This window comes from Kutzneria chonburiensis (assembly GCF_028622115.1).
Taxonomy (GTDB): domain Bacteria; phylum Actinomycetota; class Actinomycetes; order Mycobacteriales; family Pseudonocardiaceae; genus Kutzneria; species Kutzneria chonburiensis.
Genome location: NZ_CP097263.1, coordinates 9,950,257 through 9,967,812 on the forward strand (window position 1 = coordinate 9,950,257; position 17,556 = coordinate 9,967,812).

Annotated in this window: 18 protein-coding genes; 10 read left to right on the forward strand and 8 right to left on the reverse strand. The window is 70.4% G+C overall.

Annotated elements, in window-relative coordinates:
- The first annotated feature begins 25 nt into the window (after window positions 1-25).
- From M3Q35_RS46280 to M3Q35_RS46305, 6 genes are all read left to right on the forward strand, one after another.
- Entirely contained in the window at window positions 26-550 is a 525-nt protein-coding gene (locus tag M3Q35_RS46280; RefSeq protein ID WP_273938976.1) for a GNAT family N-acetyltransferase, read from the forward strand.
- Complete coding sequence (locus M3Q35_RS46285) at window positions 547-1,530, forward strand: GNAT family N-acetyltransferase (protein ID WP_273938977.1); 984 nt, start codon at window positions 547-549, stop codon at window positions 1,528-1,530. The genes M3Q35_RS46280 and M3Q35_RS46285 overlap by 4 nt, the downstream gene beginning before the upstream one ends.
- Window positions 1,531-1,546: 16 nt before the next feature.
- Complete coding sequence (locus M3Q35_RS46290) at window positions 1,547-1,858, forward strand: hypothetical protein (RefSeq protein ID WP_273938979.1); 312 nt, start codon at window positions 1,547-1,549, stop codon at window positions 1,856-1,858.
- Entirely contained in the window at window positions 1,804-2,526 is a 723-nt protein-coding gene (locus M3Q35_RS46295) for a GNAT family N-acetyltransferase (protein WP_273938980.1), read from the forward strand. The genes M3Q35_RS46290 and M3Q35_RS46295 overlap by 55 nt, the downstream gene beginning before the upstream one ends.
- On the forward strand, window positions 2,523-3,545 hold the full coding sequence (locus tag M3Q35_RS46300; protein WP_273938981.1) for a GNAT family N-acetyltransferase: 1,023 nt from the start codon (window positions 2,523-2,525) through the stop codon (window positions 3,543-3,545). Before M3Q35_RS46295 ends, M3Q35_RS46300 begins: the two co-directional genes overlap by 4 nt.
- A 69-nt stretch (window positions 3,546-3,614) precedes the next feature.
- Window positions 3,615-4,406 carry a sugar phosphate isomerase/epimerase family protein gene (locus M3Q35_RS46305; protein ID WP_273938982.1) on the forward strand — a complete coding sequence of 264 codons (792 nt, stop codon included), beginning with the start codon at window positions 3,615-3,617 and terminating at the stop codon, window positions 4,404-4,406.
- On the opposite strand, the gene M3Q35_RS46310 is transcribed toward M3Q35_RS46305, so the two are convergent.
- Together M3Q35_RS46310 and M3Q35_RS46315 are read right to left on the reverse strand one after the other, a co-directional pair.
- Window positions 4,401-5,186, reverse strand: a complete 786-nt coding sequence (locus M3Q35_RS46310) for a helix-turn-helix transcriptional regulator (protein ID WP_273938983.1) — start codon at window positions 5,184-5,186, stop codon at window positions 4,401-4,403. The genes M3Q35_RS46305 and M3Q35_RS46310 overlap by 6 nt on opposite strands.
- A gap of 97 nt (window positions 5,187-5,283) precedes the next feature.
- On the reverse strand, window positions 5,284-6,135 hold the full coding sequence (locus M3Q35_RS46315; protein WP_337960539.1) for an NAD(P)-dependent oxidoreductase: 852 nt from the start codon (window positions 6,133-6,135) through the stop codon (window positions 5,284-5,286).
- Between M3Q35_RS46315 and M3Q35_RS46320 the strand changes: the two genes are divergently transcribed.
- A complete protein-coding gene (locus M3Q35_RS46320; RefSeq protein ID WP_273938985.1) occupies window positions 6,134-7,018 on the forward strand; it encodes a LysR family transcriptional regulator in 885 nt (294 codons plus the stop codon). The two genes, M3Q35_RS46315 and M3Q35_RS46320, sit on opposite strands and share 2 nt — an antisense overlap.
- 55 nt (window positions 7,019-7,073) lie before the next feature.
- A complete protein-coding gene (locus M3Q35_RS46325; RefSeq protein WP_273938986.1) occupies window positions 7,074-8,705 on the forward strand; it encodes a flavin monoamine oxidase family protein in 1,632 nt (543 codons plus the stop codon).
- Here M3Q35_RS46325 and M3Q35_RS46330 read toward each other — a convergent pair.
- The 5 genes from M3Q35_RS46330 to M3Q35_RS46350 form a co-directional block, all read right to left on the reverse strand.
- The gene (locus tag M3Q35_RS46330) at window positions 8,691-9,812 is read right to left on the reverse strand and encodes a glycosyltransferase (RefSeq protein WP_273938987.1); all 1,122 of its coding nucleotides are present in this window, start codon (window positions 9,810-9,812) and stop codon (window positions 8,691-8,693) included. The two genes, M3Q35_RS46325 and M3Q35_RS46330, sit on opposite strands and share 15 nt — an antisense overlap.
- A 109-nt stretch (window positions 9,813-9,921) precedes the next feature.
- Entirely contained in the window at window positions 9,922-11,037 is a 1,116-nt protein-coding gene (locus tag M3Q35_RS46335) for a hypothetical protein (protein ID WP_273938988.1), read from the reverse strand.
- Window positions 10,941-12,473, reverse strand: a complete 1,533-nt coding sequence (aspS, locus tag M3Q35_RS46340; RefSeq protein ID WP_273938989.1) for an aspartate--tRNA(Asn) ligase — start codon at window positions 12,471-12,473, stop codon at window positions 10,941-10,943. The genes M3Q35_RS46335 and aspS overlap by 97 nt, the downstream gene beginning before the upstream one ends.
- 249 nt (window positions 12,474-12,722) lie before the next feature.
- A complete protein-coding gene (locus M3Q35_RS46345) occupies window positions 12,723-14,282 on the reverse strand; it encodes a flavin monoamine oxidase family protein (protein ID WP_273938990.1) in 1,560 nt (519 codons plus the stop codon).
- 57 nt (window positions 14,283-14,339) lie between these two features.
- Complete coding sequence (locus M3Q35_RS46350) at window positions 14,340-14,804, reverse strand: MarR family winged helix-turn-helix transcriptional regulator (protein WP_273938991.1); 465 nt, start codon at window positions 14,802-14,804, stop codon at window positions 14,340-14,342.
- A 111-nt stretch (window positions 14,805-14,915) separates the two neighbouring features.
- Between M3Q35_RS46350 and M3Q35_RS46355 the strand changes: the two genes are divergently transcribed.
- Together M3Q35_RS46355 and M3Q35_RS46360 are read left to right on the forward strand one after the other, a co-directional pair.
- Window positions 14,916-16,376 (forward strand): aldehyde dehydrogenase, encoded by a 1,461-nt coding sequence (locus M3Q35_RS46355; RefSeq protein ID WP_273938992.1) that lies wholly within the window; start codon window positions 14,916-14,918, stop codon window positions 16,374-16,376.
- A 95-nt stretch (window positions 16,377-16,471) separates the two neighbouring features.
- Window positions 16,472-17,200 (forward strand): DUF4097 family beta strand repeat-containing protein, encoded by a 729-nt coding sequence (locus M3Q35_RS46360; protein WP_273938993.1) that lies wholly within the window; start codon window positions 16,472-16,474, stop codon window positions 17,198-17,200.
- Here the strand turns inward: M3Q35_RS46360 and M3Q35_RS46365 are convergent.
- Complete coding sequence (locus M3Q35_RS46365) at window positions 17,197-17,541, reverse strand: hypothetical protein (protein ID WP_273938994.1); 345 nt, start codon at window positions 17,539-17,541, stop codon at window positions 17,197-17,199. The genes M3Q35_RS46360 and M3Q35_RS46365 overlap by 4 nt on opposite strands.
- Window positions 17,542-17,556 lie beyond the last annotated feature (15 nt).

Genomic DNA, 17,556 nt, shown 5'->3' on the forward strand with positions numbered 1-17,556 from the left:
CCGGTATCTCTGGCATTGTTGGGCCATGAACCCGTTCGCCTCGCCGTTGGTCATCACCGGGAACGGCCTGCTGCTGCGGGATTTCACCGAGACCGACCTGCCCGTGATGGTCGATCTTTTCGACGACCCCGATGTGGCGCTGCGCACGCCCATCGCCTCGCCGTTCGACCTGGCCGCCGCGCGGGAGTACCTGGCGGCCATGCGTCGGACCAGGGCCGAGGAGAACCGGCTGCACCTGGCCATCACCCGGCCGGGCGAGGACGTGCCGCTGGGCATGGTGTTCCTGCGGCCGGCGCTGTGCATGGTCGGCTACGTCATCGGCAAGCGGCACCGGCGGCAGGGACTGGCCCTGCGGTCGGCCCAGGTGATCACCGAGTTCGCGTTGCGCACGGTCGGGCTGCCGCACGTGCTGCTGGAGATCGAGGCCGAGAACACCGCCAGCGTGGCCGTGGCCCGGGCGCTCGGGGCCCGGCGCAGCGACGCCGATCCGGTGGAAGTCGTGTCGAAAGGCCGGTCGCTGCGGCTCGACACGTGGATCATCGAGCCGTGACGCCGGAGATCCGGCTCGTCGACCCGCTGGCCGAGGACGTCGACGAGCACGTTGAGCTGCACCTGGCCGTGAGCCGCGTGGACTACCCGAATGTCGCGCCGCCGACGCGGGAGACCGTGCAGACCCGGCTGCGGAGTCCGGACATCGATCTGGGCGAGAGCCTGGCCTGGACCGCGCGGGTCGACGGGCGGCTGGCCGGCGCGTTGGGCACGCAGCTGCCCGTGGACGGCAACGAGCACCTGAGCATGATCCGCCTCGTCGTGCACCCTGATTTCCGCCGGCAGGGCATCGGCAGCCGGTTGCTGCACACCGCCGCCGAGGCGCTGCGGGCGCGGGGGCGGGTGATCGGCGAGGTGTCCCGGGTCGAGTCCAACTCGCCCGGGTCCCGGTTCGCCGCCGCGCTGGGTTTCCGCACCGTCAACACCTCCGTGTTCCAGCTGCTCGAGTTCGCCGAGGTCGACCCGGCCATCTGGGAGGTGCCGGTGCCGCTCGGCTACCGGCTCGTACGGTGGATCGGGCAGGCCCCCGAGTACCTCGTCGAGTCGTACGTACGGGCCCGGCACGCCATCGGCGACGCCCCGCCCGGCGAGTCCGCCTTCCGCACCCCGTCGTGGACCGTCGCCCGCCTGCGGCGTCTCGAGGCCGGCTACCGCTCCAACGGCATCGAGCGCCGCGTCGTCGCCGCCGTCGACTCCGACGGCGACGTCGTCGGCATCACCGAGCTCGACCTCCAGTCCCTGCGCCCCGACCTCGCCGCCCAGCGCGACACCGCCGTGCTCGCCGCCCATCGTGGGCACGGCCTCGGGCAGGCCATGAAGGCCGCCATGCTGCGATGGATCACCGCCGACCGACCCGACCTCCGGCGGGTGTGGACCTCGACGGCGACCGCCAACCAGTACATGGCCGACGTCAACCACCGCCTCGGTTTCGCGACGGTGCGCAGGTACAGCGTGGTAAACCGAGAACTCGACGGTTTGTGACACCGGGGGAGATCCGATGCTGGAGATACGGACCTTCGACGGGCGACGGGCGACCGAGGCCCAGATCGACGAGTGCCACGAGCTGCGGAGCGCGGTCTATGTCGTGGACTATCCCGATCTGCCGGTGCAGACCAGGCAGGAGACGGCGGCGGGCCTGCGGACGCCGTCGGCGCAGCATGCTGACGAGCTGAGATGGCAGGCTCGCCTGGACGGGTGGCTGGTCGGGCAGGCGATGGCGGGCCTGCCGGGTGACGGCAATGAGCACATCCGGGCGTGCACATCTCGGTGCATCCGGACTACCGGCGGCGGGGGATCGGCTCGGAGCTGATGGAGACGATCATCCCGGTGCTGCGGGAGCGCGGCCGCAAGGTGATGGAGGGGTACTACATCACCGAAGGCAGCACGGGGGAGCACTTCACGCGGGCACAGGGGTTCAAGGTCGTGCACACGCGCGTGGCCCAGATGCTGACGTTCGCCGAGGTGGATCCGGGACTGTGGGAGGTCGCCACCCCGGAGGGCTACCGGCTGGTGCGGTGGATCGGCCACGCCCTGGACGACCTCGTCGAGTCCTACTCCCGCGCCCGAGACGCCATCGCTGACGCCCCGACCGGTGACTCCACGTACGTCACGCCGGATTGGTCCGTGGCCAGCATCCGTCGGCTCGAAGCGGAGAATCGCGAGCAGGGCGTGGAATGGCGCACGGTGGTGGCCGTGGACGAACGGGGCGAGGTCACCGGCCTGACCGAGGTGGAGCGGCTGCCGCTGAGCCCCGATCGGCTGTTCCAGGGCGATACGGCAGTGCTCGCGGCCCATCGCGGCCACGGCCTCGGGCTGGCGATGAAGGCTGACATGCTGCGCTGGCTGACGGCCGACAACGACGGTCTGGACCACGTCTGGACCTCGACGGGCACGACCAACGTGCACATGGTCGCCGTGAACGCGAAGCTCGGATTCAAGACCGTGCGGCGGTCGAACGTGGTGAGCAGGAAGCTATGACACTGGACATCCGGCCGTTCGACGAAGCCGAGATCGACGAGTACCACGAACTCCGGCTGGCCCTCTACCGGCACGACTTCCCGGAGCTGCCGACGCCGACCAGGGAAGCGACGGTGTCAACGCTGAGCCGGCACGGCGACCGCCTGCTGTGGACGGCGCGTCGGGATCAAAGGGTGGTCGGGAAGGTGAGCGTGCTCCTGCTCGACGACAACGAGCACCTTGCGGTGGTCGACGTCGCGGTCCTACCGGAGCTGAGGCGGCAGGGCATCGGCACGGCGCTGCTGGACTTCGTGCTGCCGCACGTGCGCGACCGCGGCTGCACGGTGGTCGAAGGCGGGTACGTGAAGCTGGACGGCCCTGGCGGGAGCTGGACGCGGAATCGCGGGTTCCGAGAGGTGCAGAGCACCATCCTGCAGATCCTGGAGCTGGGCGAGGTCGACCGTGCGCGGTGGGCGGTGGATACGCCCGAGGGGTATGAGCTGGTGCGGTGGCGCGGGCACGTACCCGATGAGCTGGTGGCGTCGTACGCCGAGGCCCGCCGGGCCATTGCCGACGCGCCGTGGGGCGAATCGGCCGAGCATCCGCCGGACTGGACGGTGGAGCGGGTGCGCCGGATCGAGGTGGAACGCCGTGAGCAGGGCATCGACCTCCGCACGGTTGCCGCGGTGGACACGCACGGCACGGTGGTCGGACTGACCGAGGCGGAGGCCCGGCCCAAGGATCCGACCAGGCTGATGCAGGGCGACACGGTGGTGCTCAAGGCTCATCGCGGACACGGGCTGGGCGTGGCGATGAAGGCCGAGCTGCTGCGCTGGTTCACCGCCGAACACGGCGCCCTCGAGCAGGCGTGGACCAGGACGGCGGCGGCCAACACGTACATGGCGGACGTCAATCACCGGCTGGGCTTCGCCACGGTGGGCCGGTACGGCGCGGTGGCCGGGCCAATCGGCACGATTGGCTCGGAATTTCGACCGATCGTCGGGTCGGACGGGGGCAACCCGGACTGTTACGCGGGGTAGCCGTTGCGCCGACCGGCGGTAGCTGGTAGTCCACGGGTGCACCCTGCCGATAGTGGAAATGGAACCAGCATGCGGCTGTCCGTCATCACCGACGAGATCGCGCCCGACCTGGACACGGCGCTGCACGAGTGCGAGGCGCTCGGCCTGTCCGCGGTCGAGCTGCGCAGTGTCGGCGGCCGCAACGTGGTGCACCACGAGCAGGCCCGGCTGCGGGAGTTCCGGGACGCGCTCAGCGCCGGCGGCTTCGAGTGCCCGGTGGTGGACACGCCGTTCCTGAAGGCGACGAAGGCGATCTGGGAGCACCTGGACCGCGGCATGGAGATCGCCGACCTGGTCGGGGCCAAGGCGATCAGGGTGTTCTCGGGCCTGCGGGTCGACGACCGGGACTGGTACCTGCCGTGGCTGGCCGACGTGCTGTCGGCGGCGGCCAACCAGGCCCGCGCGGCCGGTTTCACGCTGCTGCTGGAGATCGACGAGGCCTGCATGGTGGCCACGGTGGCGGAGGCGGACGAGCTGCTCGGCAAGATGGCCCCGGGCCTGCTGGGCGTGGTCTGGGACCCGGCCAACGAGGCCCGCTTCCGCGACACGGAGCCGGACGCGGTGAACTGCGGCAAGGTGGCGGAGGCGGTGGCCCACGTGCACGTCAAGGACTACGCGCGCGGCGAGGGCTGGGTGAAGCCGGGGGCCGGCATCGTGGGCTGGGAGGCCCAGCTGCGTGGCCTGGCCGACGCCGGCTACGACGACTACCTGTCGATCGAGACGCACTACTCGGCGCCGGTCGGCGGCACCGTGCAGGCGACGCGGGACAGCGTGGAGTCGTTGCGGCGCATCGCCGAGGCGAGCGGCGTCGCCCTGCTATGACGGCAGCAGCCCGGCCTTCTGCGCCCGCAACACGGTGGTGAGCCGGTCGGACGTGCCGAGCTTGCGGTAGATGTTCTCCAGGTGCTTGTGGACGGTCCGAGGCGACGCGCCGAGCCGGTTGGCGATGCCGCCGGCGGTCAGCCCGGAGGCCAGCAGCGACAGCACGGTGACCTCACGGTTGGTCAGCTTCAACGCGGCGGCTCGTTCCGGACCGTGAATTGCCTTGTCCTGCCAGAGCTTCAGCTGCCGCACATGGCCGTCGACCCGGCGCAGCAACGGTTGCAGCCGGCGCACGAAGGTCCGCTCCCGGTCAGTGAAGTCCATCCCGGACCGCCCGACCACGAAACCCCGGTTGGCGCCGGACAAGTCGTGCAGCGGCAGCGCGATATGCCTTGTCGCGCCGGAGGTTTCCCGCAGCGAACTGAACGTCTGGGTTGACCGCCACGTGCGGTCGTCCAGCAGATCGCTCACGGTCCGCGGCTCGCTGTCGCCGGTCTCGGCGTAGTGGCGCACCAACGGATGCAGCGGCATCCGGGAGCGTTCCTCGGCGGACGGCGGCAGCACGCCGCGGTACCACGGCGTCCACACCTCGACCTCGTCCAGCACAATCACGCGGCTGACGAACCGGTGGCTGCGGGACAGCACACACGTGGTGCCGTGCAATGATCGGACCAATTCGTCGGCCACGAGCGACCACGTCCGGTCCACATTGCGGCTGTCCATCACCGCAACGGCCAGGTCGAGCATCCGCTCGTAGTCGCGCGCAGCCAGTTCCGCCACGGGCACCCCCGCACTCGTCGCCGGCACGGTACACGGCAGCGCGCCCCTCGTCGCGCCCCGCGCCCGTTCGTCTCAACGCGACGGCGGCCGATCGGGTTCAGCGCAGCTGCTCGACCACCTTGCCCAAGTCCTGCTCACGGTCGGCCAGCCGGTCCAGCTGCTCGTGCACGGTGCGGGCGAGCGGCAGGTCGGCCGACAGCGCCGCGAGCGCGACATCCTTGGCCGCCAAGCGAATCGGGTAGTACACGCCGTCGGCGAAGGCCCGTGCCGCCGCCCCGCCGAGCGGGCTGTTGCCCAGGGCCGCCTTGACCAGATCGTCGGGCAGGCCGTAGGCGGCGGCGAGTTTCATCGCCTCGGCGATCTCGGTGACGCCGACGATCACGGCCGTGATGATGACGATCTTCAGCGCCGAACCGGCCCCTTGCCGGCCGCAGCGGGTGATCCGGCCGAACTGCGCCAGAATCGCCTGCACGGGCGTGGGATCGCCGCCGACCAACAGCACCAGTTCACCGGCGGCCGCCCGGTCGACGCTGCCCAGCACCGGGGCGTCGATCGCGGTGACGCCTTCGGGCAGCTTGGCCACGACGTCGGCGAAGGACTGCGGGCCGATGGACGACATGTCGATCAGGTAGGCGCCGGGCCGCAGCGCGGGCGCCATGGCGTCGACCACCGCGTGCACGGCGTCCGGGTCGGCCAGCATCGTCACGACGACGTCCGCGTCCCGCACGGCTTCGGCCGGTGTGGATGCGACTTTCGCACCGTCTGACGCCACCAACTCCGCTTTGGTGGCGGTCCGGTTCCACACGGTCAGCTCGTAGCCGGCGGCCAGCAGGCGGCGGGCCATCGGCAGACCCATCGAGCCGAGCCCAAGAAACGCGATCTTCTCCATGGCCTCGACGCTACGAGTACGGCAGCGATGCCACCAGCGAATGTCTAGCATGGCTGGCATGCCTGACGCGCATGAGTTGTCCAGCGGTTTGCTGCGGGTCTTCGTCGAGGTCGCCCGGCTCGGTTCGTTCACGGCGGCGGGCACCCGCCTCGGCTACACGCAGTCGGCCATCTCGCGGCAGATCTCCGCGCTGGAGGACGAGGCCGGCACGCCGCTGTTCGACCGGCTGCCGCGCGGCGTCCGGCCGACCGAGCCCGGCCGCCGGCTGCTGCCGCACGCCGAGGCGGTGCTGGACCGGCTGGAGGCCGCCCGCCGGGAGCTGGCCGACCTGCGCGAGCTGGCGACCGGCCGGCTGCGCGTCGGCGCGTTCGCCACCGCCGACGCCTCGCTGGTGCCCAAGGCGATCGCCGCCTTCAGGGCGGCCTGTCCGGCCGTTGTCGTGACGTTGACCGAGATGTACACGCCGGGGCTGGTCGGGCGGCTCCGGGACGGCGAGCTGGACGTGGCGATCCTGTCCGGCGACGGCCCCTTTGACGGGCTCGACCTGCGCAAACTCCGTGACGACACGATGCTGGTGGCGCTGCCGGCCGGGCACCGGCTGGCCCGGCGGCGCCGGGTGCGGCTGATCGACCTGGCCGACGAGGAGTGGATCGCCGGCAGCGACCGCCCGGAGCAGACGCTGATCAGCTCGTGCCTGGCCAACGGCTTCCGGCCCCGCATCGGCTTCGTGGCCCGGGACTGGCTGGCCAAGCAGGGCTTCGTCGCGGCCGGGGTCGGCATCACGCTCATCCCGTCCATCGCCGCCGAGTCGGTACGGCCGGACATCGCGCTGGTGCAGCTGCATCCGGACGAGGTGCCGGTACGGGCGGTGCACGCCGCGACCCCGGCCGGGGTCGCGCTGTCACCTGCGACTCGCGCGTTTCTGGACATTGTGAACGACTGATTTCGTTGCCAAGAAGCGTTGACAGTACTGATTCAGTTGGTGTTTGCTCCCGGACATGCCGCGTACGGAGATGTTCCGGTTCCTGCGTCGAGTCGCGACCGATCACGCCGCCGCCGCGCGGCTGGGTATGCCGGTCATGGAGTTCCGCGAGGCGCGGGTGGCGCGGGCCGCCGGCACGATGAGCCGCCGGGACGTGCTCAAGATCTTCGGCGCGTCGGCCGCCGTGCTCGGCGCGGCCAGCGTCTTACGTGCACCGAAAGCCGCAGCCGTGGCGTCCGGCGCCACCAAATCCCGCGTTGCTGTCATCGGGGCGGGCATCGCCGGCCTGAACGCGGCGCTGGCGTTGGCCGACGCCGGCGTGCGCTGCACGGTCTACGAGGCGAACGACCGCATCGGCGGGCGCATGTACTCCGAGCGTGACTACTGGGGCGGGCAGGTCACCGAGTACGGCGGCGAGCTGATCGACACCGACCACACCGTCATCCGCGACCTGTGCCGGCGCTTCGGCATCGGCCTCACCGACATCCACGCCGCCGAACCGGCCGGCAGCGTGGATGTCCTGTACTACGAGGGCTGCTACCGCTCGCACGCCCAGTTCGTCGCCGAGTTCCAGCCCGTGTACAAGGCTTTGCAGGCTGACATCCATAAGGCCGGCGAGGATGCCCCGACCTGGGACTCGTCCACCCCCTTCGGCGTCGAGCTGAGCCGGATGTCGGTGCGGGAGTGGATTTCCACCCGTGTGCCCGGCGGCTACTCGACGTGGATCGGCCGTTTCCTCGACGACGCGTACGTGGTCGAGTACGGGCGCGACACCGAGCAGCAGACGGCGATCAACCTGGCCTACATGATGATCGACCAGGCGGACCTGTCCGAGCCGGCGATCTGGGGCGCCTCCGACGAGCGCTACCACATCACCGGTGGCAACCAGACCCTGCCCGAAGCCATCGCGGCGGCCTTGCCCAACGGCACCGTTCAGCCCGGTCACCGGCTGGAAGCCTTGGTGCGCAACGGAGACGGCACTCAGACCCTGCACTTCGACACCGGCGCCGTTCGCGTCGACCACACGATTCTGACCGTGCCCCTCGGGGTGTTGCAACGGCTCGACCTCAGCCGGGCCGGCTTCGACGCCCGGATGAGGGGCGCGGTTTCCTCGTTGCAGATGGGTTTCTGCACCAAGCTGCATCTCCAGTTCGGCTCGCGGCCATGGGTCGGCCGTGGACCCTGGCCCGGCGTCGCCAACGGGATCAGCTTCTCCGACACCGGATATCAGCAGGTGTGGGACGCGACCACCGGGCAGCCCGGCCGTCAGGGCGTCGCCATCCAGTACGGCGGCGGCAGTGGCGCGCTGGAGTTCCAGCCGGCCGAGCCGTTCTCCGATGCTCGGTCGGGGTACGTGCGTGCCGCCGCCCGGCAGAAGCTCCAGCAGTTCGGCGTGGTCGTGCCCGGGATCGGAAAGGCCTACGAGGGCAAGGCGACGCTGGCCGCGTGGCACCGGAATCCGTACAGCTACGGGGCATACAGCTGCTATCCGGTCAACTACTGCCACCGGTTCGCCGGCTACGAGGGAACGCGGCAGGGCAACGTCCACATCGCCGGCGAGCACACCTCCGTCGACTCCCAGGGGTACATGAACGGCGGCGCGGAATCCGGTGCCCGCGCCGCCGCCGAACTGCTAGCCCTGCTCTAGCAACATCTTCGCCGCGACCTCTGTCCCATCCGTACGGACAGTGCCGGCAACCTCCTTGGCGCGGGCGGCGGTTGCGGGGTCGAGGGCCGTCGCCAGCGCGGCCGACAGGGACTCGTAAGTCGGCGTCGGGCCGTCGTGCGCCGCCCCGATGCCCAGCTCCGCTACCCGGGCCGCGAACAGCGGCTGGTCGGCGATCTGCGGCACGACCACCTGCGGCGCGCCGGCCCGGGTGGCGGTGTGCGTGGTGCCCGCGCCGCCGTGGTGGATCACCGCCGCGACGCGGGGGAACAGCGCCTGCTGGTTCACGTCGCCGACGACAAAGCAGTCCTCAACGTCGAGATCCGCCCAGCCACGGGCCAGCACGACGCGACGACCCCGGGCGCGGAGGATGTCCACGGCGAGACGGCCGAGCTCCGGGGCGGCGTGCAGGTGCATGCTCCCGAAACCCACGTACACCGGCGGTTCCCCGGCGTTCAGGAACTCCTCGAGCTCGTCGGACAGCGGGCGGCTGTCGGGCAGGATCCACGCCCCCGTCTGCACGACATCGAGCTCCGTCACACCCTCCAACGGGCAGATCACCGGGTCCGCCGCCAGCCACGGCCGGTCCGTGAACACGTGATCGCGCACGTTGTCCACCGGCGGCAGGCCGAGCTCGGTCAGGTGCTTGTTGAGCGGCTGCTGGTAGAAGGCGTTGATCCGGGCCACATCGGTCTGCCAGACGGCCTTCTGCAGGCCGTAGAGCTGGTAGCTGGCGAACACGTAGCGAATGCCCAGCTGCTCGGCGACCGTACGTGCCCCGGCCGGCATGAGCCCGGCGGCCACGATCGCGTCGGCGCCCTCGGCCGTCTTGGCCAGGATGTCGAATCGGGCGTCGACCAGCCCGGCCGCCAACCCGAACGGGTCCGGCTTGGCCACCGACATCAACTCGCGCACCGACGGCCCGAGCGGCACGTGCGGCACGCCGGCCCGGTCCATCAGCGTCACGAACTCCTCGTCCGGCGGCGCGCACACGACCGCCTCCGAGCCCAGCTCGCGCAGCTTGGCCGCGAGCGCCACGATCGGCTCGACGTCGCCGCGCGAGCCGTACGTCAACAACACCACACGCATGTGGTTGCCCCCATTTTTGCTGGTAACAGGCTTACGGCGGGCAATGATGCGGCACACCCCGGGCCTTGCCGCAAGGCCGGGGGTCCGCTATAAATTGAGAGGGGAGAGATCAGCGCCAGCGGGTGAGATAGACCTGGCGCGCCGCCAGGCTCACCGCCAGATGGTCGACCAGCGGCTCGAAGAAGGACCGCCGATAGCGCTCGTCGGTGACGGTGGACGCGACGAAGTACAGCGCCGAGAACGCGGCCAGGAAGATCGACACGTGCAGCAACTGGTTGGGCACCGGCACCTGCACGCCGAACAGGTTGCCGACCGTCGGATTCTGGTTGCTCCACGCCTTCATCACCTCGGGACGCACCGCGAGCACGCCGAACACCACGAAGAACACGAACATCACCACGCCGAACACGGCGGCCTGGAAGGCCTCGGCCAGCACGAGCACCAGCACCATGTTGACCCGCTCGACCGGGCGCAGCCGCACCGGGCCGGCGGCAACGGGTTCGTCCAGAAAGGACTCCAGCGGGCTGCCGCGCAGCTTGCCCGGATCGACCGCCGGCAGGGCGGCGCCGGCCAGGGTGCGCACCTCGTCGGACAGCATCGCGCCGAGGAACAGCAGCGCCGCCACCGCGAACAGGCCGGCCACCAGCCACATCTGCTGGCGCGTCAGCACAGCCGTGGCCTGCCAGAGTTCCGCGGTGAAGAAACCGAACACGGTGAACAGCAGCAACAGCGGCAACGCCCGGCTGGCCATCGTGCCCAAGGTGCCGAGCTGGCGGACGGCCGCACGCACCGCCCAGGCCAGCACCGACCCGCCGCCGACGACCGTCACGGCCAGCGCCCCCAGCACCTGTAGGACATTGACCACGATTTGCAGCACGATGTCGTCGGTGGTGCCCATGAGCTTCTCGAGCACGGGAAAGGCCAGCGCGTAGAAGGCGATGACCACGATAGCCGTCACGGTCGCAGCCCGGTCGGGTTCGCCGGTGGTGTGCCGCCGGAGCCAGCGGTTCGCCAACCACGCGCCGACGGTCGGGAACACCACCCAGCCGATGAGCAGGGCGTCGTACCCGAGCAGGTAGGCGTCGTTCTGTATCAGCCGTTCGAAGTCCTCGTCCGAGGTGCCGTCGATCAGTGCCAGTGCGTCCACGACGAAGCCCAGCACGATGAGAAAGGCCAGCGCCGGCACGCTGCGGACCAGCACGTGGGTCGGCCGGCCACGCACCACCGACGGCAGTCCCCGGCGTCGGAACCATTGTTCGACCGGGTGGCGCTCCCGGTCCACCATGTGCCTGCCCTTGCCGGTTGACGAATGACCACAGTGGCCGGTCGCGAGTGTAGCCGCCGGGTGTCCAGCCAGGTGGCGGTTGGTTCCGGCGCACTGGCGGGTGTGCCGGAACCGCTACGGCGTGAGTCGGTGCAGGTCTCGGGGAACAACGTCGTCTGCCGGATGTTGGCCACGCCCAGCAGCCGCGCCGTCCACCGCTCCAGTCCGATGGCGAAGCCACCGTGCGGCGGCATGCCGTGCGCGAACATCGCCAGGTAGCTCTGGTACGCCTCGGGCGACTCGCCGCGTTGCGCCAGCGCGGCGAGGTAGTCGGCGTGCCGGTGCAGACGCTGCCCACCGGTGACGAGTTCCAGACCGCGGAACAGCAGGTCGAAACTGTTGCTGTAGTTGGGGTCCTCGGGTGACGGATGGGTGTAGAAGGGACGTTTGGCCATGGGATAGCCGGTGACGAAAAGGAAGTCCGAGCCGTGTTCGCGCAGCGCCCACTCGGACAGCCACCGCTCGTCGGCCGGGGCCAGGTCGATCTCGTCCTTGCCGCCCAACAACTTCTGTGCCTCGGCGAAGTGGATGGCCGGGATCTCGGCCGGCACCTCGGGCAACTCTGCTTTCAGCAGTGCGACGGCTTCCGAACGGGCCGCCACCGACGACAGCATGCCGGCGATGGCCTCCCGCAGCACCGCCATCACGTCCCGGTGGTCGGCGATGAACCCGATCTCCGCGTCGAGACTGGTGTACTGGGCCAGGTGCCGGGCGGTGTCGTGCGGCTCGGCCCGGAACACCGGCCCGACCTCGTACACCCGCTCGAACACGCCGACCATGGCCTGCTTGAAGAACTGCGGCGACTGGGCGAGAAAAGCCTTGCGTCCGAAGTAGTCGATGCCGAACACGTTCGCGCCGGACTCGGTGGCCGAGCCGACGATCTTCGGCGTGTGGATCTCCGTGGCGCCCAGGCCGTCCAGCGCACTGCGGAACCCGGCGACCGAGGCGGCCGAGATCTCGAACCGGGCCCGTAGCAACGGATGTCGCAGCGACACCGGCGCACTGTCCAAAATGGTCGGCAGCGTCGCCGGCACGGTCGGCCGGTACAGGTCGAACGGCGGTGGCACAACGGCTTCGCCGAGCACGGTCAGCACCGGCTCGGTCAGCTCGACGCCGCCCGGCGCCTTGGGGTTGGCGGTGACCAGGCCGGTCACCTCGACAACGGTCTCCTCGGACGGCGCGGGACCGGACGTGACCACCTGGGTCAGCCCGGAGCGGTCGCGCACGACCACGAACGTCACGGATTTCAGCTCACGGCCGCGGTGCACCCAGCCGGCGACGCGAACGCGTTCGCCGACGTGCGAAGGGAGTTCCGCGGACAGGACACGGGCGATCATCGCCACTCCAGTGGTCGAGTCGACCCCTTGGGAGTGCGGGCGAGAAGGGAAACTCGCGGTGCCACCGCACTTTCGCTCCCGCCGGAGCGGGAACCTCGTTCACTGCCACACACTCGGGAGTGTCTTCACCGGGGGACGCGGGACCGCCTTCGCAGCTACCGGCGGCTCTCTGACCCGCGTCGGTCCCCGGCTACTTGTCTCCGTCACCGTGTTGCGGGGCAGCGTATCCGATGCCGCCCCCGGTCCGCCTCAGGATTTCAGCACGCGCTCGTGCAGCTCGGTGACCACCCGCCGGGCCGAGGCGAACGCGCCGGCCTGCCAGGTCACCAGGAAGGTCAGCCAGTCACCGGCGAAGTACACCCGCCCCTGCGGCTCGTTGAGCAGCCGATAGGACGGCGCGTCGGTGGGAATCGCCCAGCCGCCCTCGATGTACGGGGTTCGGTGCCAGGCAACGGAGAACGAGCTGGCCAGCTCGGTCCGGTACTTGTCGCCGTGGATCCGCACACCCTGCGCGACCGCCCGGGCTTCCCGCTGCGCCGGCGTCAGCTGTCCGTAGGCCACAGCGTGATCACCGGTGTTGTAGTAGCCGATCAAGGTGCCCCGCCGGCCGTGGTAGCCGTGCGAGGGATACCAGACGTGGTCCAGGTCCAGATCGGTCTCGGTGATGCCGCCGTAGATCCGGTGGTCGGTCTCCCACCAGCGGCTCCGGTACTCCAGGCCCATCTTGCCGACGGGGTCGCCGTGATAGGTGGACAATGCGGCCTGCACGCCCGCGCCCAGGTTGTGCGGGATCTTGGCGGTGACGTGCGGCGGCATCGCGGCGATGCAGTAGTCGGCGTCGATCCGCTGCGGCTGGCCGTTTCTGGTGTACGTGACGGAAACCCCGTTGTCCCCGTTGGTGATCCCGGTGACGGCGCAGCCGGTGCGCACCCGCGCGGGCCCGATCGCCCGCACCAGCGCGGCCGGGATCCGGTCCATGCCGCCGACCGGCTGGAACATCAGCATGGCCTGCTCGTACTCGAGCTCGAACGAGAAATGCCGGCCGACGCCGCTGGCCAGCACGTCCGACAGCGACGGCGGCGGGCCCAGCACGGTGCCGCGCTGCTCGGCCGCGCCCGGATCGACGGAGAAGCCACGGCGCAGCGATCCCGTGTACTTGTGCTGCGTTCCGATGTCGCCCCAGTCCTCGAGGAACGCCAGCAGCCGCTGCTTGTCGTCGCTGGTCAGTGCACTGTCCAGGGCGCCTTGGTCGGTGGCCTTGGCCAGGAGTTCGCTGACGTAGCCGTACACGTCGGCCTTGGCCGTCCGGTAGCGGACCGGCGCGGTCATGCCCTCGTGGTAGATCAGCGCGCTGGCGTTGACGTTGGTGAAGACCTCCAGCGGAATGCCCAGCTCACGGCAGTAGTCCAGGGTCACCATCCACTGCGCCAGCCGCGCCGGCCCGGCGTTCATGTACTCGCCGTCGGAGAACCGGCCGACCTGGGTCCGCCCGTCGAGATCGGTCTGGCGGGTGCCGCCGCGGACGGTGAAGTTGCGGCCGCCGGCGACGTCCCGGGCCTCGAGCACCGTGCAGTCGTAGCCGGCCTTGCCGAGCTCGTACGCGCTGGCCAGGCCGGCGATGCCGCCGCCGAGAACGATCACCTTGGCCGCCGCGCGGCCGCCGAGCGTGAAGTCGGACGGCCGCGGCGGCTGATAGTCCGGTGTGCCCATGGCGGTCGGCGCGAGGCCGAGCGCGCCCATCGTCGCGAACATCGCGCCGGCCCCGCCCGCGGCACCGACCGCGGCCAGGAAATCCCGTCGAGAAATCATGTGTGCCACCCCGGTCGCGAGGCTGGCACAGCTGGGCCGCGACCGGCGCGGGAACACCTAAATTGCCGGTGGGTTCAGCCGATCGTGCAAGGCCGCGAGCCCGGCGGCGAAGGCGGCGAAGTCCTTGCGGCTCATGCCGTCCACGAACAGATCGCGGACCAGGGCGGCATGTTCGGGCGCGGCCTCGCGCAGCTTCTGCCAGCCGGCCTCGGTGAGGGCCGCGACGATGCCCCGCTCGTCGCCGGCGCAGCCACAACGCCGCACCAGACCGGCCTTCTCCAGCTGCCCGACCTGGTAGGTGAGACCGCTCTTGGACGTCACGGCGGCACCGGCCAGGTCGGTCATGCGCAGCCGGCCCTCGGGCGCCTCGGCCAGCCGGGCCAGCACCTCGTACTGCTGGTGCGACAGCCCCGCGTCCCGCTTGAGCTGCTGGTCCACCAGCCGGTTGATGGCCGCGCCGGTGCTCAGGAACTGCTTCCACGCGGTCAGTTCGCGCTCGTCGAGCCAGTTCGGGTCGGCCATGGCCCACATCGTACAAATTTCAACAGAGGCCGCTTGACGAGCGGTGTCGTCCGCGCCACACTGGTGTGCGGATGACGAATGGATGTGCGCACAGCGAACACGGGAGTGTCTGTGACGATCAAACGAGACCTGGTCATCGGCGGCGAGGACGTTCCGGCGCTGGACGGCCGCACGACAGAGGATCTCAACCCGTACACCGGGGAGGTGTACGCGGTGGTCGCGGCCGGTGGAGCGGCCGACGTCACGCGCGCGGTGGACGCCGCCCAGCAAGCGTTTTCCACCTGGTCGACGACCTCGCCGGGGGCCCGCCGCCGGATCTTCCTCAAGGCGGCCGACATCCTGGAGTCCCGCACCGCCGAGGCGGTGGCGCTGATGGCCGAGGAGGTCGGCGGCGTGGCCGGCTGGGCCCAGTTCAACGTCGGCCTGGCCGCCGGCATGCTGCGTGACGCGGCCGCCTCGATCGGGCAGCCGCTCGGCGAGGTGCTGTCCACCGAGACCGAGGGGCAGCTGTCGCTGGCCCTGCGTGAGCCGGTCGGCGTGGTGGCGGCCTTTGCACCGTGGAACGCCCCGATCATCCTGGGCACGCGGTCGCTGGCCGTGCCGCTGGCCGTGGGCAACACCGTGGTGCTCAAGCCCAGCGAGGACGCGCCGCTGTCCTGCGGCCTGTTCCTGGCCGACGTGCTGCGCGAGGCCGGACTGCCGGCCGGGGCGTTGAACGTCGTGACCAACGCGCCGGCCGACGCGGCCGAGGTCGCGCGCACCCTGATCGCGGACAAGCGGGTCCGGGTCGTCAACTTCACCGGCTCCACCCGGGTCGGCCGCATCATCGGCATGACCGCGGCCGAGCACGTCAAGCCGGCCGTGCTCGAACTCGGCGGCAAGAACGCGCTGCTGGTGCTGGAGGACGCCGACCTCGACTACGCCGTGAACGCCGCCACCTTCGGCGCCTTCCACAACGCCGGCCAGATCTGCATGTCGGCCGACCGGCTGCTGGTGCACCGCTCGGTGGCCGAGGAGTTCACCGCCAAGCTGGCCGCCAAGGCCGCGTCGCTGCCGCACGGCGACCCGACCGACCCCGGCACGGTGATCGGCCCGCTGATCACCGCGTCGGCCGCCCAGCGGGTGTCCGAGCTCGTCGCCGACGCCGTGGCCGCCGGCGCCTCGCTCCGGGCCGGCGGTGGTGACGCCGACGCAAGCCGCTATCCGGCGACGGTGTTGTCCGGCGTCACCCCGGACATGCGGATCTTCACCGAGGAGATCTTCGGGCCCGCGGTCACCGTGACCACAGTGGACGACGACGAGCAGGCCATCGCCATCGCCAACGACACCGACTACGGCCTGACCGCCGGCGTCATCACCGAGGACTCCCGCCGCGGCCTGGCCATCGCCCGCCGGCTCCGCACCGGCATCGTGCACGTCAACAACCAGACCGTGGACGACGAGCCCCAGGTGCCCTTCGGCGGCGTGAAGTCCAGCGGCTACGGCCGGTTCGGCGGCCGGTGGGGCGTGGAGGCCTTCACCGCCACCCGCTGGGTCACCGTGGCCGGCCAGCACAACCACTTCCCGTACTGAGGCCACGTAGGGGTCCGTCTCAGGGTTATCCCCCGATACGACACTGCCTCACGTCCTATACCGTGCGTCATCGGACCTCAAAGGGGAGTGAGTCGATGCGCAGGGTGCTGGGGGCTGCCGGCTTGGTCGTGGCCGGAGTGTGGGTGATGTCGGGGTGTAGCCACCTGCTGCCGCCGCAGTCGATGACCGAGACCAAGACGCTGGACCAGTCGGTCACCTCGATCAAGCTGGACGGCCGGTCCGGCGGTGTCACCGTGCACGGGCAGGCCGGGCTGGCCAAGATCACGGTGCAGCGGAAGATCACGTACCACGACACCACGCCCAAGCAGGACACCTACCGGGTCGACGGCGGCGTGCTGGTGCTCAGTGGCGACTGCGGCACCAACTGCTCCGTCGACTACGACGTCACCGCGCCGGCCGGGCTGCCGGTCAGCGGCAAGACCGACAACGGCGGTGTCGAGCTCCGCAACGTCGGGGCGGTCGACGTGACCACGAGCTCGGGCGAGATCGACCTGGCCGACGTGGCCGGCACGGTGAAGGCCGAGACCAGCAACGGCGAGATCACCGGACGGGGGCTGCGCGGCGGGAACGTGCAGGCCAAGACCAGCAACGGCCGGATCGACCTGGCGCTGCTGGAACCGGGCGACGTGACCGCGCGGACCGACAACGGCGACATCAAGCTGGCCGTGCCGGCCGGCGGCTACCGGGTGACCACGCAGAACCACAACGGGCACCGCAAGATCGGCGTCACCGAGGACCCGAACGGCAAGAACACCCTGGACCTGGGCAGCGACAACGGCGACATCGAGGTGGCACAGGCCTAACCGGCCCGGTTGCTCCGCCGTCGCAGCGGGAGCCAGGTCACCAGCACGAACACGCTGAACAGGTTGAGCAGCAGCCAGGTCGGATGCAGCAGTGCCGCCGGCAGCCGCGACCAGTTCAGGTACCAGTTGGCCAGCAGGTCGAGCACGATCACCGCGAAGGCCAGCGTCACCCCGTGCCGCTGGTCCAGCGCGACCAGCACGGCGGTCAGCGGATCGATCACCAGTAGCGCGGTGAAGAACACGGCCAGTGGCGCCGGGGTGTCGGCGTAGCCGCCGGCCAGCAGGTCGATCGCGTGGGTCGTGGTGCCGACGAGGAAGCCGACCACGTAAACGGCACGCACGATCCACCAGGGCAC